This window comes from Pseudomonas sp. AIG, from assembly GCF_977020205.1.
This window is the reverse complement of record NZ_CDROCK010000029.1, coordinates 61,853-86,284: the sequence shown is the minus strand read 5'-3', so window position 1 is coordinate 86,284 and position 24,432 is coordinate 61,853. Positions and strand designations below refer to the sequence as shown.

Sequence of the window (24,432 nt, the reverse complement as noted above, 5' to 3'; positions counted from 1 at the left end):
TGCGTCCACTCTTGGGACGCAGAGCGTCCCCGGCTGCATTCCCACGCGGAGCGTGGGAACGATCAGTGCTCAACCCATCAGGAGTTTCCATGACCACACAAATCCCCGAACCGGATCTCAACTACCTGCAAAAAGTCCTGCTGGAAATGCTCGCCATTCCCAGCCCCACCGGGTTCACCGACACCATCGTGCGCTATGTCGCCGAGCGTCTGGAAGAACTCGGCATCCCCTTCGAAATGACCCGGCGCGGCACCATCCGCGCCACGCTCAAAGGCAAGAAGAACAGCCCCGACCGCGCGGTTTCGGCGCACCTCGACACCATCGGCGCGGCGGTCCGTGCGATCAAAGACAACGGGCGCCTGACCCTCGCTCCGGTCGGCTGCTGGTCGAGCCGTTTTGCCGAGGGCAGCCGCGTCAGCCTGTTCACCGACAACGGCGTGATTCGCGGCAGTGTCTTGCCGCTGATGGCGTCCGGGCACGCGTTCAACACCGCCGTCGATGAAATGCCAATCAGTTGGGATCACGTCGAACTGCGTCTGGACGCCTACTGCGCGACCAAGGCTGATTGCGATTCGCTGGGCATCAGCGTCGGTGACGTGGTGGCGTTCGATCCGCTGCCGGAATTCACCGAAAGCGGCCACATCAGCGCCCGTCACCTGGATGACAAGGCCGGGGTTGCAGCGTTGCTGGCGTCACTCAAAGCCATCGTCGACAGTGGTCAGGAGTTGATGATCGACTGCCATCCGCTGTTCACCATCACCGAGGAAACCGGCAGCGGCGCGGCGGCGGCATTGCCGTGGGACGTCAGCGAATTCGTTGGCATCGACATCGCGCCGGTCGCTCCGGGGCAGCACTCCAGTGAACACGCGGTGAGTGTGGCGATGCAGGATTCCGGCGGGCCGTACGACTATCATTTGTCGCGGCATTTATTGCGCCTGGCCGGTGAAAACGAGTTGCCGGTAAGGCGTGACCTGTTTCGCTATTACTTCAGCGACGCGCATTCGGCGGTGACGGCGGGGCACGACATCCGCACTGCCCTGCTCGCCTTTGGCTGCGATGCGACGCATGGTTATGAGCGCACGCACATCGACAGTCTGGCGGCGCTCAGTCGCTTGCTCGGCGCTTATATTCTGAGCCCGCCGGTGTTCGCCAGCGATGCGGCGCCGGCGAATGCTTCGCTGGACCGGTTTAGTCATCAGATCGAACATGACACGCAGATGGAGAGTGATACGCGGGTGCCGTCGGTGGATAGCCTGGTGGGGCAGCGTTCCGACAGTTAAATCTTTGTTGGCAGAACCATCGCCTTCGCGAGCAGGCGAAGGCCTACCTTTGGAATGCGTTCCCTGTAGGAGTGAGCCTGCTCGCGATGGCGTCAGTACAGGCAACACAAAACTGGCAGCCAACCCGCAATCGCCGTAGCATCCCGACATTGATTTGACCGAGGTGCCCATGCTCATTCCCTACGACGCGCTTGAAGTCGACACCCTCACCCGCCTCATCGAAGATTTCGTCACCCGCGACGGCACCGACAACGGCGATGACACGCCGCTGGAAACCCGCGTGCTGCGCGTGCGTCAGGCCTTGACCAAAGGCCAGGCGCTGATCGTCTTCGACCCGGACAGCGAGCAGTGCCAGTTGATGCTCAAGCACGATGTGCCCAAGCATCTGTTCGATTGAACGCCTAGCGGAGCTTTTCGGTGGCCTGCTTGCGCTTGATCCGGTCGTAGACTTCCGCGCGGTGCACATTGACCTTCTGCGGGGCCTCGACGCCAAAGCGCACGCTGGAGCCGTTGACCGACAGCACGCGCAGGGAAATGTCGTCGCCGATTGAAATCAACTCACCAACGACACGGCTGAGTACAAGCATGAGATTCGTCCTTCAGGGTTAGCGAACCCTGAAGATGCGCGGCTTGCAGCGGCTCTACAATGCATGGCGGGCAAATCAGTTTTGCCTTACAGCCATGCTCGCATCAAGCCGTCAGACGTTTCCGACAAATGACCCTCACGCCGCAGAAAATCGTGGACCGAACAGAATCACGCTGGCGCCGATCACGCACAACGCCACGCCGATCCAGTCCGAACCCAACGGACGTACGCGCTCGACCACCATCAGCCAGCCAATCGACGCGACGATGTAGATCCCGCCATACGCGGCATAGGCACGCCCGGCATAGTTGGCTTCGACGCGAGTCAACAACAACGCGAACAAGGTCAGACTGAGCAGCGCAGGAATCACCCACAAGGCACTTTTGCCCTGACGCAGCCACATGAAGAAGGCGAAACAACCGGCGATTTCAAACAGCGCCGCGAGGAAGAACCACAAGTAATTGAGCATTGATGCGTCTCGACAGGGTGACCATTGCGGCCACCCTAACGACGCTGTCTGTTACGGGCAAGCTCAGCCGTTGTTCTGTTTCGCCTTGGCGCGCATTTTCTCGGCCATGGAAGTCATTTCGTTATAGAGCAGTTGCGGGTTTTTCTGCTTGATCGCCCACGCCATGCGCCCTTGTTCGTGGGGCAGGATCATGAACTCGCCGGCGGCCACTTGCTGATAGATGTAGTCGGCGATGTCCGCCGCTGTGATCGGTGAACTTTCCAGCAACTTGCCGACCTGCGCTTTCATCGCCGGCGTTGGGCCACGGAACGAGTCGAGCAAGTTGGTCTGGAAGAATGACGGGCAAACGACATGCACACCGACTTCCTGTTGCGCCAGTTCAATCAACAGGCTTTCCGAAAGTGCGACCACGCCAGCCTTGGCCACGTTGTAGTTGCTCATCGCCGGGCCCTGCATCAGCGCGGCCATGGAGGCGATGTTGATGATTTTGCCTTTGCTTTGTTCAAGCAACGGCAAGAACGCCTTGCAGCCCTTGACCACGCCCATCAGGTTGATCGCGATCTGCCAGTCCCAGTCTTCCAGCGACAGTTCGCTGAAGAAGCCGCCCGAGGCCACGCCGGCGTTGTTGACGATGATGTCGATGCCGCCGAGTTTCTCTTCGCACGCCTGAGCGAACGCGGTGAGCTGGCTGTAATCACGCACATCGCAGCGCTGAACAAAACCGTCACCGCCCGCCTCGCGGACCATTTTCAGGGTTTCCTGCAGACCGGGTTCGCTGACGTCGGACAAGGCCAGTTGCCAGCCTTCACGCGCCCAGCGCAGCGCGATTTCGCGACCCAGGCCCGAGCCCGCACCAGTAATCATCATGCGATTTTGCATAGCACACAGCCTTGTTGTTCCGGGGAAGATGCGCGGAGTGTAGCGAAGGATCGGCGCGCGCCCACGCTCCATCAAGTTGCTGAATGGAGGATCAAAAGATCGCAGCCTTCGGCAGCTCCTACATGGATTCGTGTAGGAGCTGTCGAGTGAAACGAGGCTGCGATCTTTTCGCTGCAAAGGAAATAATCGAGCAATCCAAATACATTAAAAAAACATTGAATTTTCTTTCATGCGCCGCAGTCGGAATTTGTAAGCCGTCTGGAATTACTTAGTCTCCAGTCGCCCTGGAACATCAAGACTTCTCGAACACTATCAACAAGGAAATCGACATGGGCACAATTCTAATCATTATCCTGATCCTGTTGCTGATCGGTGGTCTGCCGGTCTTCCCGCACTCCAGAAGTTGGGGTTATGGTCCTTCGGGCATTATCGGCGTGGTGTTGGTGGTGCTGTTGGTCCTGCTGTTACTCGGTCGGATATAACGATTCAAGCGCAAAAAAAGAGGCCCTGTTCAGGGTAATGCCGATCAGTTAAGCCTTCTCGCTTGACCTTTGGCCGCAAGAAATCAAAATCCGATGCCTGTACTGGCATCGGATTTTTTTATGCGTCTCGCTCGGGCACTGGAACTGACCCACAACATCGCCTCTACCCCCAACGCCATCGAGGGATTGGATGCTTTGCTCGATCCTTCTTTGGTCGAACAGGCGCTTGAACAAGCTGGTGTGGCGACGCTGCGCAAGCGTCGTTTGCCGCTGGAAATGATGCTCTGGTGCGTGATCTCCATGGCGTTCTTCCGGCGCATGTCGGCCTGGGATGTGGTCAGTCGCATGAATATCATGTTGCCGGGTCAGCGCCCGTTGGTAGCGCCCAGCGCCGTAGTCCAATCCCGTCAGAGATTGGGCAGCGAAGCTGTACGACAAGTCTTCGATTTGACCCAGAAAAGTTGGCATGAGGCAGCCGGTCACCCGACTTGGGCCGGTCTGCGTTTGTTGGGTGTCGATGGCGTTGTCTGGCGCACGCCCGATACGCCGGACAATCGGGCGCGCTATGACTCCGCCAGCAACCAGCATGGCGACACCGGTTTTCCTCAGGTGCGCATGGTCTGCCAAATGGAGTTGACCAGCCATTTGCTGATTGGAAGTGCGTTTGACGGCTACCGCAGCAACGAAATGAAACTGGCCGAGCAACTGATCGAAACCACCCCCGATCACTCGCTGACGCTGTTTGATCGTGGTTTTTACTCGTTAGGTTTACTGCATCAGTGGCAGCAGGCAGGTGTCGAACGCCACTGGCTGATGCCGCTGAAAAAAGGCTCGCAGTACGAGGTGATCCAGCGTTTGGGGCGCCAGGATGCGATTGTTTTGCTGAGCACTTCGCCGCAGGCCCGCAAGCAATGGCCTGGGTTGCCGGAGCGGCTGACCGCGCGACTGCTGAGCAAAACCGTCAAGGGCAAGGTGTGTCAGATTCTGACCTCGATGGCTGACCCTCTGCGTTTTCCTTCCGACGAGATCGTTGATCTGTACAGCCAGCGCTGGGAAATCGAATTAGGCTTTCGGGAAATGAAGCAGACGCTGCTCAACAGCAGCTATACGCTGCGCAGCAAGACACCCGAGATGATCGAGCAAGAGTTGTGGGGTGTGTTGTTGGGCTACAACTTGTTGCGCTATCAGATGGTGGAAATGAGTCGCCACTGTCCTGGCATTTACCCGTGCGAAATGAGCTTTACTACGTGTACCTGGGCGATTCTCGGGTTTATCAATAGCGTATCCGCCGACCGCTCCGGGAACATCCCCAAGTATCTGGCCGAACTGCATGCTTCAGCGCTGCACTACGTGCTGCCGCATCGACGCGAGGAGCGCGTTTATCCTCGGGCGATTCGGCTGAAATCACCCAAGTATCCGATCAAAAATAAAAATGCCAGTCAGCTTAACTGACTGGCATTACCCTGTTCAGGGCCTCTTTTTTATTGCACGGATTTTATGCTCGCTGAGCGATCAGTCCGGCTTGCCGTTGATTACACCGGCCGTGTTGTCCATCAGGCTTTTGGTCGCCGTTTGCAGGAACGCCTCGAGTTTGAGTTTCAACTCGGCGGTGCGCGGTGCATTCGGGACGATCTCGGCATGTGGATTGGCACCCAACTGGTATTGCCAGATTTTCGGGCCCATTTCCTTGTCTTTCGGCAGGACCAGAATCTGGTCAGCGGTGACGATGGCAGTGGTCTGCTCGCTGCCCGATGGCTTGATTACACCGAAACCGGTGTCGCCTTCCGGCAGGTTGAGCAGGTCACGGCCCCAGCACTGATGACGCACTTCGCCACCCAGACGACCCATGATGGTCGGCACGATGTCGATCTGCGTACCCACGGTGTGGTCACGGGTCCCGAACTTCTCCTGGATGCCCGGCGCGATCATCAGCATCGGCACGTTGAAGCGGCCCAGATCCATTTCGGTGATCTGGCGCTCGTTGCCGAAACCGTGGTCGCCGACGATGACGAACAGGGTTTCCTTGAAGTACGGCTCCTTGCGCGCCTTCTCGAAGAACTGACCCAGCGCCCAGTCGGCGTAACGCATGGCGGTCAAGTGTTCGTTGAGGCTGCCACGGTCAGTGACGCGCTCGACCGGCAATGGCGTCGGCAAGGCGTACGGCGTGTGGTTGGACAGGGTTTGCAGCAGCGCATAGAACGGCTTGCCGTTTTCGCGCGCCTTGAGCTCCTGCAGGCCACGGTCGAACATGTCCTGGTCGGACACGCCCCACGTCGGGTCGGAGAACACCGGGTTGACGAAGTCGTTACGGCCAACGAAGTTGGTCATGCCCTGGTTGCTGAAGAAGCCCGACTGGTTGTCCCAGGCGAAATCGCCGTTGTAGACATACACGTCGTCATAGTTGCGGGCACTGAGCAACTGCGGCAGACCGGAGAGCTTGTGGCTGCCTTCCGGGGTCTGCATCAGGTATTCGAAACCTGGCAGGTTGGGGAAGCAGGCCATGGTCGCGAACATGCCCTGGTGGGTGTGCGTACCGTTGGAGAAGAAGCGGTCGAACAACAGGCCTTCCTTCGACAGTTTGTCCAGGTAAGGCGTGATGTTGCCCGGCGCGCCCAACGCACCGACCGAGTGACCGGCCATGCTTTCCATCAGGATCACGACAACGTTCTTGATCGGCAGGGTCTTGTCGGCCGGCGGCGTATATTCACGGCGCACGGCGGCGATATCGGCATCGACCAGTTTGTCGTCCGGCATCAGCAACATATCGCGCACGACTTTCTGCGCTTGTTCTTGCGGCAGTGTGCCTTTCCAGATGTTGTCGCGGTCTTCGCCCATACGGTCCTTGGCGGCCGCGATCAGCGACAGCGTGCCGTTAAGGCCGAGCTGGTTGGCGAAGTTGGAATCAGTGGTGTACACGTCACCCCAACGCATCGGCGGGCCTTGGCGCAGAGTGCCACGAGCGGCAACCACGCAGATCAGCAGGCAGACCACGAACACCGCAAGACGGGTGTACCACGGCGCGACTTGACGGCTGCTGACGCTGCCGCCGCTGAAAGGTCCGCGTGGACGGGTGGCGCGATCGGCGCCTTTGAACGCGAGGGTCAGAATGACGGTGCCGATGACCCACGCCAGCAGATAACGCACCACCGGGAAACCGTACCAGAGCATGCTCATCACGGTTTTCGGATCTTCTTTCACATACTGGAAGACCAGACCGTTGAGGCGCTGGTGGAATTCGCGGTAGAAGTCCATTTCCATCAGGCCGAGGAACAGCGCGATGCTCGAGGCGATCGTCAGCCACAGACGGAAGAAACCGCGTGCGGCCATAGCGCGAGCACTGAACAGCGCGAGCACCAGCGGAATGCACACGTAAACCACCAGGCGCAGGTCGAAACGCAGGCCGTTGGCGAAGGCTTCGAGGAAAGTCGAAGCCGGGGTGTCGAGGATCATCTCGCGGTTGTAGACCAGCAGCGCGAGGCGCAGCACGGAAAACATCACCATCATGACCAGCGCGCAAAGCAGCGTGTAGGCCAGATGCGATTTGACGGTCGGTTGCAGCAGGCGAGCAGAAGATCGCTGCTGATTCAGGGCGTCCGGGTTTGCCATGTCGTTTTAGGACCCATTGGAAGTTGAAGTTGCAAAAATACAGCGGCGCCATGCCCTCTATTGGTCATTCCAGACCCCGGGGCGTGCGCGGTGCGCAAATGTTGCACGATCACCCGCACCATTGCCATTGATTACTGCCCCGGCGCCAGACACTTTCATTTAGAGCGGTGACAGCAGGCAAACAGCGCGGGCGAATTGTCTTGAACACTTTGTGAAAATTTCGTGCAACGCATATCCGGAAACACAATATAGCTACAAAACAAAACGCCCCGACTTGATCGGGGCGTTCTGTGAAGGCGCGAGATTACTTCTCGGCGCGTTCTTTCAGGGCTTTAAGCGTGTTGAACGGCGCGTCGACAACAAACTTGTTGGCAACCATCGCCGGCACGCTGCCACCTGGCTCGGTGTGCACCTGATAGGTCACTTCGACCTGATCACCTTTGGGCACGAACTTCCAGAAGCCTTTGACCTGCTGAACGCGGACAAAACCTTTTTCTTCCGGAAGGTACGTCGGCAATCCTTCCAGGTTGCGGGTCAGGCTGCCATCGGCGTCTTCGACAGTGGTAACTTTCAGCACCGAATCACGCGGAGTGACTGGCCAAGGGGTGTTGAACTGGGTGTAGGTCCAGCTCTGATCGCCCTCGTGTTTGAGCAGCTTCTGGGTCTTGCACTCGTGAATCCAGGCGCAGGCGCCGGAGACGTCCTCCTGCAATGCGCGCAGTTTGGCGACGGTGGTTTTCATCAGCGCGACGCCCTGGTAGGACTTGTAGTCCGAACCTGGCACTTCACTCAGGGAAACCTTGATGCCGTCTTCGTTCTTGGCGACTTTCCAGTCTTCAGCCTGAGCGACGGACGTGGCCAGCACAGCGGTCAAACCACACAACACAGCGATACGATGCAGCGAACCCATAGTCTTATTCCTTATTGTTGAAGTTCCGTTCGTTTGACACATCACGCCGCCGTCATTTGCTCCCACCAGCCGATCAGTTTGATCGCTTCTTCCGAGCTGCTGCCACAGACTTCGACATCCGCCGCGAAGCCGGAACAGACTGCCGGACGCTCCGGGCGGCCGAAAATGCTGCACAGGTTTTCGACCGAGAGTTGCACGCAACGTTCGCCGGCAGGTTTGCCATCAGGCATGCCGGGGATCGGCGAACTGATGGACGGGGCAATGCAGCAAGCGCCACAGCCTTCACGGCATTTCATGACGAACAATTCCTCGCGACGGGCGATGTGTAAAAGGGACGCGGAACAGAGTAACCGCTAAAACGGCTGTTTTAAATTCCCGGAACCGGGGTTTTTAGCGATAACTGAATGTGACTGACCAGTCTCCGACAAAGCGTCTGTTCTGCGGGTCACAGAGTGTCTGGATTTACTGCTTGAATTCGAAATCCAGCGCTGCGCCTTCGACTTCGCGACGCTCTTCGTTACGCAGTTGCAACTGCATTTCGTTACTGAGCAAACGGCCGTTGAGCTGGAACCCGGTGTTTTTCTCGCCAAACATCTGCGGCAGGATCGGCTCGCGCTTGGGCAACTCAACCGTGCCCTTGGGTTTCAGTTCCTGGACCATGTCCTTGGGCAGGCTCAAATCGAGTCTGGCCGGCGGCAGTTTGGTTTTCACCACTTCGCTGGCGGGTTTCGATTTGGAGGCGATTGGTTTGCGCTTCTTGATGACTTTTGGCTGGGTTTTCTTCGCGGCAGCGGCCTTTGGCGCAGGCGTGGTTTTTTTAGCGGGGCTCGTCGCGGCCGGTTTCTCCTGAACCGCAGCGGCCACGGCGCCAGGCGCGTGACCGATCATCAGCAAACCCAACAAAACCCAAGCGGCAGGAAAAATCGCTTTCATGGACCCAACGAGACTAACGGCAGAGGGCCATATGCTCGCTTGTTGGACGCCACAAGACAAGCATCAGCCACCGCTCGTTCAGAATCCGCCAGCGGTTTCCTGACACAGTTGAGTCGCCAGCATGCCCAGGGTCATCAGCGCCCGCTCCGCCTCGCGGTTCCACGGAATCCCGCAGTTGAGGCGGATACAGTGGTTGAACTGCTCGGTATTACTGAAGATCAGCCCCGGCGCAATGCTGATGCCCTGCTGCAACGCACGCACGTGCAATTCCTGGGTGTTCACCCTCCCCGGCAGGCTCACCCAGAGGATGAAACCGCCCGTGGGCCGGGTCATCTGCGTGCCTTCGGGGAAGTACTGCTGCACCGCCAACTGGAAGGCACTGAGGTTTTTTCGGTATTCCTGACGGATGTACCGTAAATGCCGGTCATAGCCGCCGTTTTCCAGATAAGCGGCAATCGCCATTTGCGTCACATTGCACGCCGAATGAGTGCTGAAGGTCTGCAGGCGCTGGATTTCCTGCTGATACTTGCCGGCGATCATCCAGCCGATGCGTACACCGGGTGACAAGGTTTTGGAGAAGCTCGAACAGTAGATCACCCGATCCAGCCGGTCATAAGCCTTGAGCGCTTTGGTTTTGCCTTGTTCGAACATCAGTTCGCCATAGATATCATCCTCGACGATCTGGATATCGAAGTCCGAAGCCAGACGCAACAGCTGCTTCTGCCGCTCTTCGGGCATGGTGCCGCCCAGCGGATTGCTCAGGCGTGTGGTCAGCACCAGCGCCTTGATCGACCATTGATTGGCGGCCAGTTGCAAAGCCTCGAGGCTCATGCCGGTGGCGGGATCGCTGGGGATCTCGATAACCTTCAGGCCAAGCAAGTCAGCCAGTTGCAGCAAACCGTAATAGGTCGGCGACTCGGCGGCGATCAGATCGCCCGGCCGGGTGAGAACGCGTAGCGACATCTGCAAGGCATCGACACAACCGTGAGTGATGACCACTTCCGACGGGTCGACCACCACGCCAGCATCGCGCATGCGAATCGCCACTTGCCGGCGCAGCGGTTCAAAACCGGGGCTGAACATGTAGCTGAAGGCACGCGGGCTATGGAAACGGGTGACCTTGGCCAGTTGCTGATGCAGTGCGCGCACCGGCAAGTAATCGACACTTGGCACGGCCGCGCCGAGCGGAAACACGCCTTCACGGCGTGATTCGACCAGCACCTGTTGAATGATGCTGCTGCGGGTGACCAGCCCCGGCCGTTCGACCCGGGCAATGTCCGGCGTCGGCGCAGTCAGCGCGGGGGTCTGGTGCACGTAATAACCGGACTGCGGTCGCGCCCGAATCAAGCCCTGATCTTCAAGATTGGCGTAAGCCTGCAACACCGTCGCATGGCTGACGTTGAGCTGCGAACTCATCTTGCGCACCGAAGGCACGCGCTCCCCCGGTTGATAGACGCCACGGCGGATGTCTTCGGCCAGTTGCTGAGCAATACGTTGGTAGAGCAAGAGATTGGTCATGACGCAGCACTCGATTTCACGGGCATTTTATTCTTGTGTGAAACAATACCGGAACAGTTTAGAAGTGTACTGGGACAGTTGCCACATTACTCGACCATACAGTGCGGTGTCTGCCCCTGACTGTACTGATTTGTGGGCCATTCGACAGACGTAAAAAAGCCCGGCACTGCATGACAGCCCGGGCTTTCCAGAGACGCAACCCTTAACGGGCGGCGCCGAGCTGGCCTTTTTCGTCGGAGAAGACAATCTCCACCCGACGGTTCTGTGCCCGCCCGCGCTCGGAAGCGTTGGCGTCCACCGGATACTCATCGCCGTAGCCTTCGACCTGAATGCGTTTGTCGTCGATGCCCAGGTCCATCAGCACGTCCGCCACCGATTGTGCGCGGTCACGGGACAGTTTGAGGTTTTCCTGTTTGCCGCCGGTGCTGTCGGTGTAGCCCTCGATGCGCACGACGCGTTTCGGGTTCAGTTGCAGGAACTGCACGATCTTCAGCACGACGCGGTTGGCCGAGTTTTTCAGTTCCGCTTCACCGGTGTCGAACAGTACATCACCGAGGGTCATCACCAGACCACGGTCAGTCTGCGTGGTAGCCAGTGCGACGATCTGTTCTTCGAGCCATTTGCCCTGCTGCTGCACGCTGAGCAACTTGGATTCACGCAGGGCCAGTTGCAAGCGCTGGCGGTCCAGTTCCAGTTTCGCCGCGCGCTCTTCGTTGAGCACCTGATTGGTGTGCTCGCGGGCGATTTCGCTGTAACGCTGGCTCAGGTAGGCGTAATGGACCACGTCCGAACCGCTGCCCCAATAGGTCGACAGGCGATCGGCACGGGCCAGCGACTCACCGGCGCGGATCACGTCTTTCGGCGCGATGCGCAGCACATTGGAGTCTTCCTTGACCTTCTGGAAATCGGCACTGGCTTCTTGCAGCGCGGATTCGCTGTGCTGACCGGCGCAGCCGAACAGGCTGGCACAACCGGCGAGCATCAGACCGCCGACAACTTTCGACTTGAGGCTCATTGGGCATCTCCCAGTTGCTTGCGCAGACGGACGATGCGGGTGTTCAGCACATTCAGCTGTTCTTCACTTTTTTGCGTCAGCACTTTGGCTTCGGCCAGACGTGCATCCAGCTCAGCCTGTTCCGAACGCATGCGCGCGTTGCGGTAGGACTCGTCCGCCATGTTGCCTTTGGCGCGGTTGTATTTGGTTTCGGCCAGTTTCATTTCCGGCACTTCGTCGGCGGTGGCGCCAACAGCCTTGGCCTGGGTGATGGCTTGTTCGGTCAGGCGCATTTGTTCGATGGGTGCCGGATCGGTCGCACAACCGGCCAAAGCCAGAACGGCCACAGCCGCGAAAAGAGGTCGAATACTCACTAAGAATCCCTACTGTTTTGGGGCACTGACAGGTTGTTGCGGCTGTTGCTGCTGCGCCTTCCAGCGTTCGATATTGCGTTGCAGCGCGGCTTCCGTCAGTCCGGACGCGGGCAATTCTGTCATCTTTTTGGCTAGCTGTCCGCGCAACCACGGATCGTTGCAGGCAGAGTTGTGGGAAACCGCGAGGAACAACCCTGGGCGGTCGACAGGTTGCTCGAACGCCAACAGGTCATTGGCCATGCCCAACGCCTGCGCGGCCGCCATGCCCGAGTAGCGGCCGGCGAGTACATATTCCACTTCACCGAGGAGCAATTTCTGTAGCGCCTGAGTGAGGTTGGCTGTCCGGGTCAGGGTCAAATTCTGCTCGGCGAAGGTGCCGAATGCCTGGGTCATCCGAGACTTTTCCGACAACGCACCGGTGTGGCCGTGCAGGTCTTTGGCTTCGCTGTAGAGCAGTGTCGAGCCTTTGCGCGTCCACACCAGATAATCGTTTTCCAGCAGCGGTGGATAGATGTAGTCGAGATTTTCCAGCTCATTGAAGGTCAGCGGCGCGTCGGCGAGCATGTCCATGCGCCCGCTGCGTACTTCATCGAGGGCTTGCGAGCGTTTGCCGGCGTAGAGCAACTCGACTTTGATTCCCAAGTCCTTGGCCACTTGCTGCAACAGGTCGGCACTGGCACCGATCAACTGCTTGGGATTCTGTGGGTCCTGCCACAGGTACGGCGGCGCGTCCGGGCTACCGGTGACGACGAGGCGCTCGCATTTGCCAGCGGCCATGGCCAAACCGGGCAACAGGGCCAAACCCAACAACCATCCGCAGCGCAGATCCATGGCAAAACGCTCCCCACTCAAATCCCAGACAAAAAAAAAGCCCGACCAACAGGCCGGGCTCTTTATAAGTGAAGCCGCTGGATTAGACCAGCTTCTCCAGCTCAGGTACGGCTTCGAACAGATCCGCCACGAGACCGTAATCGGCCACCTGGAAGATCGGCGCTTCTTCGTCCTTGTTGATCGCAACGATCACTTTGGAGTCTTTCATACCGGCCAAGTGCTGGATCGCACCGGAGATACCGACGGCGATGTACAGCTGTGGCGCAACGATCTTGCCGGTCTGACCGACCTGCATGTCGTTCGGTACGAAACCTGCGTCGACCGCAGCGCGCGAAGCACCGACGGCAGCGCCCAGCTTGTCGGCCAGAGCGTACAGGTGTTTGAAGTTGTCGCCGTTCTGCATGCCGCGGCCGCCGGAAACGACGATCTTGGCAGCGGTCAGCTCTGGACGATCGGACTTGGCCAGTTCTTCGCCAACGAAGCTCGAAGTGCCCGCGTCGTGTGCAGCGCCAACGGCTTCCACAGCAGCCGAACCACCTTCAGCAGCTACCGGGTCGAAACCGGTAGCACGCACGGTGATCACTTTGATTGCAGCGGTCGACTGTACGGTAGCGATGGCGTTGCCGGCGTAGATCGGACGCTTGAAGGTATCAGCGCTTTCGACCGAGATGATCTCGGAGATCTGGTCAACGTCCAGCTGCGCAGCAACGCGCGGCAGGATGTTTTTGCCGTTGGAGGTGGCGGCAGCCAGGATGTGGCTGTAGCCAGCGCCCAGCTCTGCAACCAGCGGAGCAACGTTTTCCGGCAGCTGATGCGCGTAAGCCGCGTTGTCAGCGTTGAGGACTTTGCTCACGCCTGCGATTTTCGCAGCGGCTTCAGCCACGGCGCCAGCGCCTTGGCCGGCAACCAGAACGTGGATGTCGCCGCCGATTTTGGCCGCAGCAGCCACGGTGTTCAGCGTGGCCGGGGCCAGCACTTTGTTGTCGTGTTCAGCAATAACCAAGATAGTCATTTAGATTACCTTCGCTTCGTTCTTGAGTTTTTCAACCAGTTCAGCCACCGACTTGACCTTGATGCCTGCGCTGCGTGCAGCCGGCGCTTCGACTTTCAGGGTCTTGTTGGTGGAGGCGGTGGAAACGCCCAAAGCGTCCGGAGTCAGCACTTCGAGAGGCTTCTTCTTGGCTTTCATGATGTTTGGCAGGGACGCATAACGCGGCTCGTTCAAACGCAGGTCGGTGGTGACGATTGCAGGCAGTTTCAGCGAAACAGTCTGCGCGCCGCCGTCGATTTCGCGAGTCACGGCAACGCTGTCGCCAGAGACTTCGACTTTCGAGGCGAACGTGCCCTGACCGTAGCCGCTCAGTGCAGCGAGCATCTGGCCGGTCTGGTTGTTGTCGCTGTCGATGGCCTGTTTGCCGAGGATCACCAGCTGCGGCTGTTCCTTGTCGACCACAGCCTTGAGCAGCTTGGCCACGGCGAGCGAGGTCAGATCTTCAGCGGATTCGACGAGGATGGCACGGTCGGCACCCAGAGCCAGTGCGGTACGCAGCTGCTCCTGAGCGGTGGTCGGGCCGATGGAGACGACGACGATTTCAGTCGCAACACCTTTCTCTTTCAGGCGTACGGCTTCTTCCACTGCGATTTCGCAGAAAGGGTTCATCGACATCTTGACGTTGGCGAGGTCGACGCCGGAATTGTCCGCCTTGACGCGAACCTTGACGTTGTAATCCACAACGCGTTTGACAGCTACAAGAACCTTCATGGATTCCTCGTTACTCTCCGGTGAAAAGAAAGTCGCCTAGGCGAACCTGGCGGTTGATGCTCATCAGGCTAAAAGGGCACCTCTAAAAACGCCGACTCGGGTGTCGGGTGACTGCACGGCGAGAAGACCTGCGACCGTTCGTCAGGGGTGACCGACGGGTCATTGCTCTTCACGCTGTGTAAACTGCGCGCCAGACTGCGCTGCGCATCACCTTCTACTGCCTGTGCCCTGTCTTTAGACGTACTCTTGAAACCGCCAGTCTGCCTACGACGAGCGCAAAACCGCCCGTATCTTGACCGGAACGCCTATTCCGGTCAATACAGCAAAATGACCATTCATAAGCCGCGCTTCTTTGATTTCTCTGGGCTGGAGCCGATTCAAACAAACGTTTGTATTGGACGCTCGGAGTGGTGTAGATATAATGCGCCGCCTAGAGAGAAAGGTCGGTCTCCAATATTCCCCTTGACGTTAACGTAAAGGAATAGCGGATGCGACATCAAACCTCCAAATTAGAAAAAAAACTGTTGAGCCTTGAGTAGGAGATAGCCTGTGGAACGCGAATACATGGAATTCGACGTGGTCATCGTCGGTGCCGGCCCCGCTGGCCTGTCCGCCGCCTGCCGTCTGAAGCAGAAGGCCGCCGAAGCCGGTAAGGAAATCAGCGTCTGCGTGGTCGAAAAAGGCTCCGAAGTCGGCGCACACATCCTCTCCGGTGCCGTGTTCGAACCACGCGCTCTGAACGAACTGTTCCCGGACTGGAAAGAACTCGGCGCACCGCTGAACACGCCGGTCACCCGCGACGATATTTTCGTGCTGAAAAACGCCGACAGCGCGCAGAAAATTCCAGACTTCTTTGTGCCCAAGACCATGCACAATGAAGGCAACTACATCATCTCCCTCGGTAACCTGTGCCGCTGGCTCGCTCAGCAGGCGGAGAACCTTGGCGTTGAAATCTACCCAGGCTTCGCCGCTCAAGAAGCGCTGATCGACGAACAAGGCGTGGTGCGCGGGATCATCACCGGTGATCTCGGCGTCGACCGCGAAGGCAATCCGAAAGAAGGCCTGTACACCCCGGGCATGGAACTGCGTGGCAAGTACACGCTGTTCGCCGAAGGCTGCCGTGGCCACATCGGCAAGCAACTGATCAAGCGCTACAACCTCGACAGCGATGCCGACGCCCAGCACTACGGCATCGGCCTGAAAGAAATCTGGGAAATCGACCCGGCCAAGCACCAGCCAGGTCTGGTCGTTCACACCGCCGGTTGGCCGCTGGACATCATGGGCACCGAGAACACCGGCGGCTCGTTCCTCTATCACCTGGAAAACAACCAGGTGGTGGTCGGTCTGATCGTTGACCTGTCCTACAGCAACACTTACCTGTCGCCGTTCGACGAGTTCCAGCGCCTCAAGCACCACCCGGTGCTGGCTCAATACCTGGAAGGCGGCAAGCGCATCAGCTATGGCGCCCGCGCGATCTGCAAAGGTGGCCTGAACTCGCTGCCGAAAATGGTTTTCAAGGGCGGCGCGCTGATCGGTTGCGACCTCGGCACCCTGAACTTCGCCAAGATCAAAGGCAGCCACACTGCGATGAAGTCCGGCATGCTCGCCGCTGAATCGGTGGCTGACGCACTGTTCGCAGAAAAGGACGGCACTGAAGAGCTGACCACTTACGTCGATGCGTTCAAGAAGAGCTGGCTCTACGACGAACTGTTCGCCAGCCGCAACTTCGGCCCGGCGATCCACAAGTTCGGCGCCATCGTTGGCGGCGGTTTCAACTGGCTGGACCAGAACATCTTCGGCGGCAAACTGCCGTTCACCCTGCACGACACCAAGCCGGATTACGCTTGCCTCAAGCTCGCGGCCGACTGCAAGAAGATCGACTATCCGAAGCCGGACGGCAAACTCAGCTTCGACAAACTCAGCTCGGTGTTCATCTCCGGTACCAACCACGAAGAAGAACAGCCGTGCCACCTGAAGCTGACCGACCCGAGCATCCCGATCAGCAAGAATCTGCCGCTGTACGACGAACCGGCGCAGCGCTATTGCCCGGCCGGCGTGTACGAAGTGATCACCAAGGAAGACGGCGAGAAGCGCTTCCAGATCAATGCGCAGAACTGCGTGCACTGCAAGACCTGTGACATCAAGGACCCTTCGCAGAACATCACCTGGGTCACGCCGGAAGGCGCTGGCGGCCCGACTTATCCGAACATGTAAGTCGAAGCGCTGAACATCAAGGCTTCCGAAATGGGGGCCTTTTTGTTGCCCACAATTCCTGCAACACCACCGAACCCTGTAGGAGTGAGCCTGCTCGCGATTGCGGTGTGTCAGTTGACTGATGATGCTGATTGACACACCCCTATCGCGAGCAGGCTCACTCCTACAGGGGATCTTCGTCAGCTCAGGCGGCGCGCTCGTCACCCGGGCTGCGTTCGAAGTAGCGCTTGTACTCGCGGCTGAACTGCGACGTACTCTGATACCCCACCCGATGCGCGACCTGCGCCACACCCAACCCCTCCGCCACCAGCAACGTCTGCGCCTTCAACAAGCGCAAACGCTTCAGATACTGCACCGGCGACAGCAACGTGCTGCGTTTGAAATGCTCATGAAACGTCGACACGCTCATGTTCGCGCAACCGGCCAGGGTCTCGACATTCAACGGCTCGGTGTAATGCGCATGCAGATGACTGATCGACGCCGCGACCCGCGCAAACTGCCCCTGCTGCTCCACCAACGCGCGCAACACATCCGCTTGTGGCCCGCGCAACGCGACGAATAACAACTCGCGCACCCGCGCCGGCCCGAGAATCTGGCATTCCAGCGGATCGTGCAGACAGCTCAGCAAGCGTTCGACACAACCACGCATGTCATCGTCGAGCACCACCGAGGTCATCGACTCCGGTGTCTGTGCCGGAATATGCCGCCCGGGCGCCAGTCCCATGGCCAACACCAGTTCACCGAGCAGCACCCGATCAATCGCCACCGACACCCCGAGCAATGGCGCATCCGGCAAGGCAAACGTCTCGCATTCGAACGGCACCGGCAGCGCCTGAATCAGATAATGCCCGGCGCCGTACTCCATGGTGCGCGGCCCGAGGAACGCCAGTTTGCTGCCCTGGGCGATGATCATCAGGCTCGGTTCATAAATGTGCGGGCCACGGGCAACGTCGCAACTGGCGCGCAGCACCTGCACACCGGGCAATCCGGTCTGCGAATAACCATCGCGCAGCGCCAGCGGTTCGATCAGCGAAACCAGCCGGGCATTGGCATCAAGATGACGGGTTAATTGCATCAAAGCTCTTCACTGAAAATGGAGCGAAAAAAGGGATGCAAGCATCATCGCAGATCCTTTTGCCAATGCGACCGAACAAACCCGCATGCCGGAGGATTAGGCATGAGACCCGGAGGAATCGTCATGGCCGACCAGTCAGTCGACGCCCAAAATGCGCCGCCTCACTTGTTCCTGCTTTTGCGAGGTTTCACATGTACACCGCCATCGGCTATGCCGCCCAATCGGCCACCACTCCCCTCGCCCCGATGAAATTCGAACGCCGCAGCCCGCGCGCCGACGACGTCGCCATCGAGACTCTGTATTGCGGCGTCTGCCACTCCGACATCCACCAGGCGCGCAACGAATGGGGCATTGCCGTTTATCCGTTGATGCCCGGCCACGAGATCGTCGGAAAAGTCACCGCGATCGGTGCGAAGGTCACCCAACACAAAGTCGGCGATCTGGTCGGCGTTGGCTGCATGGTCGACTCCTGCCGCACTTGCGAAGCCTGCCAGTCGAACCTTGAGCAATATTGCCTCGAAGGTCCGACCATGACCTACGCCACCCCGGATCGGGTCGATGGCAGCAACACCATGGGCGGTTATTCGGACAGCATCGTCGTCAGCGAACACTTCGTCGTGCGTATTCCGGAAAAACTCGCACTGGCCAGCGCCGCGCCGATCCTCTGCGCCGGCATCACCACCTACTCGCCGCTCAAGCACTACGGCGTCAAGGCTGGCGACAAGGTAGGGATTCTCGGCATGGGCGGCCTCGGCCACATGGGCATCAAATTCGCCAAGGCCATGGGCGCTGAAGTCACGCTGTTCACCCGCTCGGCGAGCAAGGCTGAAGAAGGTCGTCGTCAGGGTGCCGATCACGTAATCGTTTCCACCGACGCCGAGCAGATGAAAGCCGCGGCCGGTTACTTCGACTTCCTGCTCGACACCATTCCGGTGCAGCACGATCTCAACCCGTACCTCGACACTCTGCGTTTCGACGGTGTGCACATTCTGGTCGGTCTGATCGAGCCGATCGATCCACCGGTCCACGCTGGCAAACTGGTAATGAGCCGTCGCGTATTGGCCGGTTCGTTGATCGGTGGCGTTGCTGAAACCCAGGAAGTGCTGGATTTCTGCGCCGAGCACAACATCACCTGCGACATCGAAATGCTCGACATCCGCCAGATCAACGAGGCTTACGCCCGGATGATCGCCGGCGACGTGAAGTACCGTTTCGTGATCGACATGGCAACGCTCAAGGTTTAAACCTTTAGACCGAGTTCCGCCGAGAGCCGGGCTGTGACCCCTTTGATCAGGGGAATCAGCTCGGCCATTTTTTCCAGCGGCATGTACGGCACGGTGCTGGCGATACTGATCGCCGCCACAATGCCCTTGCTCGCATCGCGAATCGGCGCCGCCACACAGCGGATCGACGGTTCGTTGTCCTCCAGATCGAACGCGTAGCCACCGGCGACGTATTCGGTCATGCGCTGCTCCAGCTGTTCCCACGACTGTTGGGGATGCTGCGGCCAGAACTGACTCTTCCCACCGGCCGGCAGACTGATGTCGTACAGACGCTGCCAATCTTTCGGCGAGTCATCGAGCATCAACGCCTTACCGATACCGGTGCGTGCCAGCGGCATGCGATGGCCGACCCGCGAACGCATTTCCGGACCATTGCGCCCCGGATTCTTCAGCAGATACAGCACTTCATCGCCTTCACGAATGCCCAAGTGCACGGTGTCGCCGGTCAATGCCGACAACTCGTCCAGATAGGGCCCGGCCAAGGTCACCAGCGGCAACTCTTCGCGCGCCTGGAAACCCAGTTCGATCAGCTTCGGCCCGAGCAGATAACCGACTTGCGGCACCACGCGCAGATAGCGCTCATCCACCAGGCAACTGGCCAGACGATGGGTGGTGCTGCGCGTGGTGCCGATCAGCCGGGCAATTTCCTTGAGATCGCGGGCGCCACTGGCCACCGCTTGCACCACACCCAGGCCGCGCAACAGCGTCTGCGTGCCGGTGGGCGCGGCGTCCTTGGTTTTTTCCGGAGCGTCTTCCTGCATATCCAGCCTTTTACCGTTGAGCGAAGGAACGGGCGGCATTATGGTCGCCCGACGCAGACCACTACAACTCGATACGCTCGACCTTGCCGACCAGCAGCACGTAGGACAATGCACCGATCAAGGCGAGCACCGCGATATAGGTGATCGCCGGCGCGAACGAATCGCCGCTGGCGAGGAAACCGATGACGATCGGCGTGGCAATTGCCGACGGGTTGCCGATGAAATGGAACCCCCCGCCGGTCAGGCCGAGCAAGCGCGCCGGCGCCAGTGTCGACACCAGCGACCAAGTGATCGAGGCCAGACCGTTGCCGAAGAACGCCAACGCGAGGAAGGCAATCACCAGCGGTGTCGACTCAACGAAATTGGCACCGATGATCGAAGTGGAAATCAGCAGTCCGCCGATGATCGGCAACTTGCGCGCAAAGCCGACGGTGCAGCCGCGACGAATCAAAAAGTCGGAAAAGAATCCCGAACACAGCACACCAACGAACGCTGCGAGAAACGGCAGCGACGCCAACAGACCGGACTTGATGAAGTCCATGCCGCGATATTTCACCAGATAGGTCGGGAACCACGTCAGGAAAAACCACAGCGTCGAGTTCAGGCAGAACTGGCCGAGGTAGATGCCCCATAACTTGCGCTTGGTCAGCACGATGCCCAAGTCGGTCCAGCTGAATTTGGCTTTGACCGCGGCGGACTCTTGTTGAATATCGACCAGACCACCGCCCTCGCGGATCAGATCGATTTCCGCCTCGTTGGCACCTTTGAAATCCCGTGGCTCGCGATACACCGCGTACCAGATCGCCGCCCAAATGATGCCCACCGCACCGGTGGCGACGAACACCATGTGCCAGCCGAACTCGTGTTGCAGCCAGGCCAGCACCGGAGTCAGAAATGCCAGACCGACGAACTGCCCTGATGTGTAGAAACCGATGGCCGTGGCGCGTTCACGTTCGGGAAACCACGTCGTGACCACGCGGCTGTTGATCGGATACGCCGGCGCTTCCAGTGCACCGACCGCCATGCGCAGCACGAACAATGCGATGAAACTGGCCGCGAAACCAAGCATCACCGTGGCCAGCGACCACAGCAGCAACGCTACGCTGTAAAGAATCCGCGGCGGCACGCGATCGACCAACCAGCCGCCGGGAATCTGCATGGCGGCGTAGGTCCAGCCAAACGCGGAGAAAATCAGGCCGACGTGAATCGGATCGATGCCCAGCTCACTGGTCAGCGCCGGCGCGGCAATCGACAGGTTGCTGCGGTCGAGGTAGTTGATGACCACGGTGATAAACAGCAACACCATGATGAAAAACCGCTTGCGGCTGGGCGTGACTAAAGACGCCTGCCCGGTGAGGGTTTGCGGTTGCATGGGGAGAGCCTCTTTTTATGTTTATTGAGGTCGGCCTGAGGCCTGCACTGCACCCTGTCTGATCGTTCCCACGCTCCGCGTGGGAATGCAGCCCGGGACGCTCTGCGTCCCAAAAGCGAACGCAGAGCGTCCATTGAGGCATTCCCACGCAGAGCGTGGGAACGATCTCACAGGGGGTTGTGGTGTGTCAGAGACAAATCACCACTCGGCAAAACTGCCATCGGCATGACGCCAGATCGGGTTGCGCCAGCGGTGGCCGACGGCCGCACGTTCGATCACGTATTCCTCGTTGATCTCGATGCCCAACCCCGGCCCGTTCGGAATCTTCACAAAACCTTTGTCGTAATCGAACACCCGTGGATCCTTCACATAGTCGAGCAGGTCATTGCTCTCGTTGTAATGGATGCCCAGGCTTTGCTCCTGGATAAACGCGTTGTAACAAACAGCGTCCAGTTGTAAACACGCCGCCAGCGCAATCGGGCCCAACGGGCAATGCAGCGCCAGCGCCACATCGTAGGCTTCGGCCATGTTGGCGATCTTGCGGGTTTCGGTGATGCCGCCCGCGTGGGAAGCATCCGGCTGGATGATGTCGACGTAGCCTTCGCTCAACACGCGTTTAAAGTCCCAACGCGAGAACAGCCGCTCACCGAGAGCAATCGGTGTGCTGGTCAGCGGCGCCAGTTCTTTCAACGCTTCGTAGTTTTCGCTGAGCACCGGCTCTTCAATAAACATCAGTTTGTACGGGTCGAGTTCCTTCATCAGCACCTTGGCCATTGGCTTGTGCACCCGGCCATGGAAGTCGACGCCGATGCCGACGTTCGGCCCGACCGCATCACGCACAGCGGCAACGTTGGCCAGTGCCAGATCGACTTTTTCGAAGGTATCGAGGAACTGCAGCTCTTCGGTGCCGTTCATTTTCACCGCCGTGAAACCACGGCTCACCGCTTCTTTCGCCGCACGCGCGGTGTCGGCCGGACGGTCGCCGCCGATCCACGAATACACACGAATCTTGTCACGCACCTGACCGCCGAGCAGATCGCTGACCGACACACCGAGGGCCTTGCCTTTGATGTCCCACAGCGCCTGATCGATGCCGGCCAGTGCGCTCATATGGATCGCGCCGCCACGGTAGAAACCGCCGCGATAGAGCACGGTCCAGATGTCTTCGATGTTGCGTGGGTCTTTGCCGATCAGGTAGTCGGATAATTCCTCAACGGCAGCGGCCACGGTGTGCGCGCGACCTTCGACCACGGGTTCGCCCCAACCGGTCACACCCTCGTCGGTTTCGACCTTGAGGAAACACCAGCGCGGCGGGACGATGAAGGTGGTGAGTTTGGTGATTTTCATCTCTGCTCTCTTTTGTAAATGCAGCTCTTATTAGATGCAGCGCACGCAGCGCCAGAAAGTCTTAACGAAGCGCCTTCCACGCGGCCACGTAGGCCTTGGCATTCACCGCCACTTGCTCCGGGGTCATGCCCGGTTTGAACAGGCCGGAGCCGAGGCCGAAACCTTTCACGCCAGCGTCGATAAACGCCTGCATATTGTCCGGCGTGATACCGCCGACCGGCGCCAGCACCGTCCCGGATGGCAACACCGCGAGCCAGGCTTTGACGACGGCCGGGCCCATCTGCTCGGCCGGAAACAGCTTGAGAATGTCCGCGCCCTCCTCCAGCGCCGCGAAGGCTTCGGTGGGCGTGGCGACACCCGGCGATAAGTACAGCCCCGCCGCTTTTGCCGCGCGCAAGACCTTGGCATCGCTGTGCGGCATGACGATCACTTGGCCGCCGGCTTCTTTCACCAACTCGACCTGCTCCGGCGTCAGCACCGTGCCGGCACCGATCAGGCAATCGGCGGGCAGGGCCTTACGCAGGATACGGATACTTTCGTACGGCGAAGGGGAATTGAGCGGTACTTCGATGACGCGAAATCCGGCCGCATACAGGACTTCTCCGACAGCCGCGGCTTCCTGCGGGTGCAGGCCACGCAGGATCGCGATCAGACCGTTTTGTGCCAGTGCTTGCTTGAGCATGTCAGGCCTCCAGTCAGGGTTAACGGGATGAGGAATCGATCAGTCCGGCAGCCAGCGCCAGTTGCCACAAGCCACGCTCGGTGGCCTGCTCGGCCAGCGTCACGTTGGCGAAACCACAGGCATCGAGCGCGCGGCTGTAGCGCGCGCAGAGTTGCGCGTTACCGATGAGGATGATCGAAGGAAGATTCGGATTGTTACGGCGCCGGCGCTGAACGCTGGCGAGTGCCGCCAGTTCATGGCCGATCATCAGGCCGGACAGATAATCCGCCTGCGCGGTCGGGCTGAGTTCGCCGGTCAAGCCCAAGGTACGGGCGCTGAATAAGGTCGACAGCACGCCAAGTTCGCCGTCCGCCGACTGCGCAATCTGCACGCCCCGGTCAAACGCCGGAGCATCGAACGTCGCGCCTTGCTTCAGGGTCCGGCCGAGGATGCTGTGTTCACTGAGCACGGCGAACACCTCGCCGGTCATAAACGTGTCGAAGTGAATGATGCAGCCATCGACCACGTCCACCCATTTCGAGTGGCTGCCCGGCAGGCCGATCAACAGATCAGCGCCTGCCTCAATCGGCAGATTCTGCAGCACGCCGAGCACTTGGGTTTCTTCGCCGCGCATCACGTTCGGCAGACGCGAACGTTGGATCACGCCCGGCACGATATGCACCACGGTGCCGCGCAGACTGACAACTGTTTGTAGGGAGTTTCCGAGATTGGCGACGTTCGCCGGCGTCTCGCAGTAGGCCGCTTCACGCCAGCCCTGCGCACTGCCGACCATGCCGCAGGCAATCACCGGCAGATTCGGCTGCGCATCAAGCCAGTCGCCGCAGGCCTCATCGAAGGCCAATTCAAAACCGTCGGCACATTCGCGACCGTTGATGACTCGCGGAGTCTTCGGCAGTTGCATGATCCCGGACGACAGCGCGCGCTGCTCCAGCACCACACCGTCCGCCGCGAGTTTGTAAGCACGTAATGAGGTCGTCCCCCAATCGAGCGCGATCAATTGCGCCAGCATCGCTTCACCTGTTTTGTTTTTGGCAGTGAGTGCGACGGACTATAGACCTTTCAGACTGGAAATCT

Annotated in this window: 25 protein-coding genes; 6 read left to right on the top strand and 19 right to left on the bottom strand. The window is 59.3% G+C overall.

The window, feature by feature from the left end; translation table 11 throughout:
- Window positions 1-89 precede the first annotated feature (89 nt).
- Complete coding sequence (locus ACWR1S_RS17660) at window positions 90-1,280, top strand: osmoprotectant NAGGN system M42 family peptidase (RefSeq protein ID WP_122597192.1); 1,191 nt, start codon at window positions 90-92, stop codon at window positions 1,278-1,280.
- Between the two features lie 169 nt (window positions 1,281-1,449).
- On the top strand, window positions 1,450-1,677 hold the full coding sequence (locus ACWR1S_RS17655) for a YheU family protein (protein WP_003236706.1): 228 nt from the start codon (window positions 1,450-1,452) through the stop codon (window positions 1,675-1,677).
- Window positions 1,678-1,681: 4 nt separating this feature from the next.
- Here ACWR1S_RS17655 and csrA read toward each other — a convergent pair whose 3' ends face one another.
- From csrA to ACWR1S_RS17640, 3 genes are all read right to left on the bottom strand, one after another.
- Window positions 1,682-1,867, bottom strand: a complete 186-nt coding sequence (csrA, locus tag ACWR1S_RS17650; protein WP_007908359.1) for a carbon storage regulator CsrA — start codon at window positions 1,865-1,867, stop codon at window positions 1,682-1,684.
- Between the two features lie 135 nt (window positions 1,868-2,002).
- Window positions 2,003-2,335: a YnfA family protein gene (locus ACWR1S_RS17645; protein ID WP_008088571.1), complete on the bottom strand. Its 333-nt coding sequence runs from the start codon at window positions 2,333-2,335 to the stop codon at window positions 2,003-2,005.
- 63 nt (window positions 2,336-2,398) lie between these two features.
- Window positions 2,399-3,214, bottom strand: coding sequence for an SDR family oxidoreductase (locus tag ACWR1S_RS17640; protein ID WP_077574042.1), 816 nt, complete (start codon window positions 3,212-3,214; stop codon window positions 2,399-2,401).
- A 323-nt stretch (window positions 3,215-3,537) separates the two neighbouring features.
- On the opposite strand from ACWR1S_RS17640, the gene ACWR1S_RS17635 reads away from it, so the two are divergent.
- Complete coding sequence (locus ACWR1S_RS17635) at window positions 3,538-3,696, top strand: DUF3309 family protein (RefSeq protein WP_169432680.1); 159 nt, start codon at window positions 3,538-3,540, stop codon at window positions 3,694-3,696.
- 120 nt (window positions 3,697-3,816) lie between these two features.
- Window positions 3,817-5,148, top strand: a complete 1,332-nt coding sequence (locus ACWR1S_RS17630) for an IS4 family transposase (RefSeq protein WP_454564389.1) — start codon at window positions 3,817-3,819, stop codon at window positions 5,146-5,148.
- Window positions 5,149-5,208: 60 nt separating this feature from the next.
- Here ACWR1S_RS17630 and ACWR1S_RS17625 read toward each other — a convergent pair whose 3' ends face one another.
- The 10 genes from ACWR1S_RS17625 to ACWR1S_RS17580 all read right to left on the bottom strand — a co-directional run bounded on the left by ACWR1S_RS17625 (window position 5,209) and on the right by ACWR1S_RS17580 (window position 14,624).
- Window positions 5,209-7,302 (bottom strand): LTA synthase family protein, encoded by a 2,094-nt coding sequence (locus ACWR1S_RS17625; RefSeq protein ID WP_034155318.1) that lies wholly within the window; start codon window positions 7,300-7,302, stop codon window positions 5,209-5,211.
- Between the two features lie 304 nt (window positions 7,303-7,606).
- Window positions 7,607-8,212 carry an START domain-containing protein gene (locus ACWR1S_RS17620; RefSeq protein ID WP_454564388.1) on the bottom strand — a complete coding sequence of 202 codons (606 nt, stop codon included), beginning with the start codon at window positions 8,210-8,212 and terminating at the stop codon, window positions 7,607-7,609.
- Between the two features lie 41 nt (window positions 8,213-8,253).
- Window positions 8,254-8,508 carry a YkgJ family cysteine cluster protein gene (locus tag ACWR1S_RS17615; protein WP_102899999.1) on the bottom strand — a complete coding sequence of 85 codons (255 nt, stop codon included), beginning with the start codon at window positions 8,506-8,508 and terminating at the stop codon, window positions 8,254-8,256.
- 166 nt (window positions 8,509-8,674) lie between these two features.
- Entirely contained in the window at window positions 8,675-9,145 is a 471-nt protein-coding gene (locus ACWR1S_RS17610) for a translation initiation factor 2 (RefSeq protein WP_454564387.1), read from the bottom strand.
- Window positions 9,146-9,223: 78 nt separating this feature from the next.
- Window positions 9,224-10,663, bottom strand: a complete 1,440-nt coding sequence (locus tag ACWR1S_RS17605) for an aminotransferase-like domain-containing protein (RefSeq protein WP_454564386.1) — start codon at window positions 10,661-10,663, stop codon at window positions 9,224-9,226.
- A 202-nt stretch (window positions 10,664-10,865) separates the two neighbouring features.
- A complete protein-coding gene (locus ACWR1S_RS17600) occupies window positions 10,866-11,678 on the bottom strand; it encodes an OmpA family protein (protein WP_454564385.1) in 813 nt (270 codons plus the stop codon).
- Window positions 11,675-12,031 carry a DUF4398 domain-containing protein gene (locus tag ACWR1S_RS17595; protein WP_454564384.1) on the bottom strand — a complete coding sequence of 119 codons (357 nt, stop codon included), beginning with the start codon at window positions 12,029-12,031 and terminating at the stop codon, window positions 11,675-11,677. Before ACWR1S_RS17595 ends, ACWR1S_RS17600 begins: the two co-directional genes overlap by 4 nt.
- 9 nt (window positions 12,032-12,040) lie before the next feature.
- Window positions 12,041-12,862 (bottom strand): substrate-binding periplasmic protein, encoded by an 822-nt coding sequence (locus ACWR1S_RS17590; RefSeq protein ID WP_454564383.1) that lies wholly within the window; start codon window positions 12,860-12,862, stop codon window positions 12,041-12,043.
- 82 nt (window positions 12,863-12,944) lie between these two features.
- Complete coding sequence (locus ACWR1S_RS17585) at window positions 12,945-13,874, bottom strand: electron transfer flavoprotein subunit alpha/FixB family protein (protein WP_007908340.1); 930 nt, start codon at window positions 13,872-13,874, stop codon at window positions 12,945-12,947.
- A complete protein-coding gene (locus ACWR1S_RS17580) occupies window positions 13,875-14,624 on the bottom strand; it encodes an electron transfer flavoprotein subunit beta/FixA family protein (RefSeq protein ID WP_007908338.1) in 750 nt (249 codons plus the stop codon). It lies immediately after the preceding gene.
- Window positions 14,625-15,173: 549 nt separating this feature from the next.
- Between ACWR1S_RS17580 and ACWR1S_RS17575 the strand changes: the two genes are divergently transcribed.
- Window positions 15,174-16,838 (top strand): electron transfer flavoprotein-ubiquinone oxidoreductase, encoded by a 1,665-nt coding sequence (locus ACWR1S_RS17575; RefSeq protein WP_064120345.1) that lies wholly within the window; start codon window positions 15,174-15,176, stop codon window positions 16,836-16,838.
- Between the two features lie 184 nt (window positions 16,839-17,022).
- On the opposite strand, the gene ACWR1S_RS17570 is transcribed toward ACWR1S_RS17575, so the two are convergent.
- Window positions 17,023-17,913, bottom strand: a complete 891-nt coding sequence (locus ACWR1S_RS17570; RefSeq protein WP_093435363.1) for an AraC family transcriptional regulator — start codon at window positions 17,911-17,913, stop codon at window positions 17,023-17,025.
- Window positions 17,914-18,104: 191 nt separating this feature from the next.
- Between ACWR1S_RS17570 and ACWR1S_RS17565 the strand changes: the two genes are divergently transcribed.
- Complete coding sequence (locus ACWR1S_RS17565) at window positions 18,105-19,157, top strand: NAD(P)-dependent alcohol dehydrogenase (RefSeq protein ID WP_454564382.1); 1,053 nt, start codon at window positions 18,105-18,107, stop codon at window positions 19,155-19,157.
- On the opposite strand, the gene ACWR1S_RS17560 is transcribed toward ACWR1S_RS17565, so the two are convergent.
- The 5 genes from ACWR1S_RS17560 to ACWR1S_RS17540 form a co-directional block, all read right to left on the bottom strand.
- The gene (locus ACWR1S_RS17560) at window positions 19,154-19,957 is read right to left on the bottom strand and encodes an IclR family transcriptional regulator (RefSeq protein ID WP_034155326.1); all 804 of its coding nucleotides are present in this window, start codon (window positions 19,955-19,957) and stop codon (window positions 19,154-19,156) included. The genes ACWR1S_RS17565 and ACWR1S_RS17560 overlap by 4 nt on opposite strands.
- A 61-nt stretch (window positions 19,958-20,018) precedes the next feature.
- The gene (locus tag ACWR1S_RS17555) at window positions 20,019-21,329 is read right to left on the bottom strand and encodes an MFS transporter (RefSeq protein WP_454564381.1); all 1,311 of its coding nucleotides are present in this window, start codon (window positions 21,327-21,329) and stop codon (window positions 20,019-20,021) included.
- Between the two features lie 198 nt (window positions 21,330-21,527).
- Window positions 21,528-22,676: a galactonate dehydratase gene (gene dgoD / locus ACWR1S_RS17550; protein ID WP_008085519.1), complete on the bottom strand. Its 1,149-nt coding sequence runs from the start codon at window positions 22,674-22,676 to the stop codon at window positions 21,528-21,530.
- Between the two features lie 61 nt (window positions 22,677-22,737).
- The gene (locus tag ACWR1S_RS17545; protein ID WP_454564380.1) at window positions 22,738-23,358 is read right to left on the bottom strand and encodes a 2-dehydro-3-deoxy-6-phosphogalactonate aldolase; all 621 of its coding nucleotides are present in this window, start codon (window positions 23,356-23,358) and stop codon (window positions 22,738-22,740) included.
- A 19-nt stretch (window positions 23,359-23,377) separates the two neighbouring features.
- The gene (locus ACWR1S_RS17540; RefSeq protein WP_454564379.1) at window positions 23,378-24,367 is read right to left on the bottom strand and encodes a 2-dehydro-3-deoxygalactonokinase; all 990 of its coding nucleotides are present in this window, start codon (window positions 24,365-24,367) and stop codon (window positions 23,378-23,380) included.
- Window positions 24,368-24,432: the final 65 nt, after the last annotated feature.

Excerpts from the sequence above, each read along its gene's own strand:
- ACWR1S_RS17660 (WP_122597192.1), top strand. The coding sequence starts at position 90 with ATGACCACACAAATCCCCGAACCGGATCTCAACTACCTGCAAAAAGTC.
- ACWR1S_RS17655 (WP_003236706.1), top strand. The coding sequence starts at position 1,450 with ATGCTCATTCCCTACGACGCGCTTGAAGTCGACACCCTCACCCGCCTC.
- csrA (WP_007908359.1), bottom strand. The coding sequence starts at position 1,867 with ATGCTTGTACTCAGCCGTGTCGTTGGTGAGTTGATTTCAATCGGCGAC.
- ACWR1S_RS17645 (WP_008088571.1), bottom strand. The coding sequence starts at position 2,335 with ATGCTCAATTACTTGTGGTTCTTCCTCGCGGCGCTGTTTGAAATCGCC.
- ACWR1S_RS17640 (WP_077574042.1), bottom strand. The coding sequence starts at position 3,214 with ATGCAAAATCGCATGATGATTACTGGTGCGGGCTCGGGCCTGGGTCGC.
- ACWR1S_RS17630 (WP_454564389.1), top strand. The coding sequence starts at position 3,817 with ATGCGTCTCGCTCGGGCACTGGAACTGACCCACAACATCGCCTCTACC.
- ACWR1S_RS17625 (WP_034155318.1), bottom strand. The coding sequence starts at position 7,302 with ATGGCAAACCCGGACGCCCTGAATCAGCAGCGATCTTCTGCTCGCCTG.
- ACWR1S_RS17620 (WP_454564388.1), bottom strand. The coding sequence starts at position 8,212 with ATGGGTTCGCTGCATCGTATCGCTGTGTTGTGTGGTTTGACCGCTGTG.
- ACWR1S_RS17615 (WP_102899999.1), bottom strand. The coding sequence starts at position 8,508 with ATGAAATGCCGTGAAGGCTGTGGCGCTTGCTGCATTGCCCCGTCCATC.
- ACWR1S_RS17610 (WP_454564387.1), bottom strand. The coding sequence starts at position 9,145 with ATGAAAGCGATTTTTCCTGCCGCTTGGGTTTTGTTGGGTTTGCTGATG.
- ACWR1S_RS17605 (WP_454564386.1), bottom strand. The coding sequence starts at position 10,663 with ATGACCAATCTCTTGCTCTACCAACGTATTGCTCAGCAACTGGCCGAA.
- ACWR1S_RS17600 (WP_454564385.1), bottom strand. The coding sequence starts at position 11,678 with ATGAGCCTCAAGTCGAAAGTTGTCGGCGGTCTGATGCTCGCCGGTTGT.
- ACWR1S_RS17590 (WP_454564383.1), bottom strand. The coding sequence starts at position 12,862 with ATGGATCTGCGCTGCGGATGGTTGTTGGGTTTGGCCCTGTTGCCCGGT.
- ACWR1S_RS17585 (WP_007908340.1), bottom strand. The coding sequence starts at position 13,874 with ATGACTATCTTGGTTATTGCTGAACACGACAACAAAGTGCTGGCCCCG.
- ACWR1S_RS17580 (WP_007908338.1), bottom strand. The coding sequence starts at position 14,624 with ATGAAGGTTCTTGTAGCTGTCAAACGCGTTGTGGATTACAACGTCAAG.
- ACWR1S_RS17570 (WP_093435363.1), bottom strand. The coding sequence starts at position 17,913 with ATGCAATTAACCCGTCATCTTGATGCCAATGCCCGGCTGGTTTCGCTG.
- ACWR1S_RS17565 (WP_454564382.1), top strand. The coding sequence starts at position 18,105 with ATGTACACCGCCATCGGCTATGCCGCCCAATCGGCCACCACTCCCCTC.
- ACWR1S_RS17560 (WP_034155326.1), bottom strand. The coding sequence starts at position 19,957 with ATGCAGGAAGACGCTCCGGAAAAAACCAAGGACGCCGCGCCCACCGGC.
- ACWR1S_RS17555 (WP_454564381.1), bottom strand. The coding sequence starts at position 21,329 with ATGCAACCGCAAACCCTCACCGGGCAGGCGTCTTTAGTCACGCCCAGC.
- dgoD (WP_008085519.1), bottom strand. The coding sequence starts at position 22,676 with ATGAAAATCACCAAACTCACCACCTTCATCGTCCCGCCGCGCTGGTGT.
- ACWR1S_RS17545 (WP_454564380.1), bottom strand. The coding sequence starts at position 23,358 with ATGCTCAAGCAAGCACTGGCACAAAACGGTCTGATCGCGATCCTGCGT.
- ACWR1S_RS17540 (WP_454564379.1), bottom strand. The coding sequence starts at position 24,367 with ATGCTGGCGCAATTGATCGCGCTCGATTGGGGGACGACCTCATTACGT.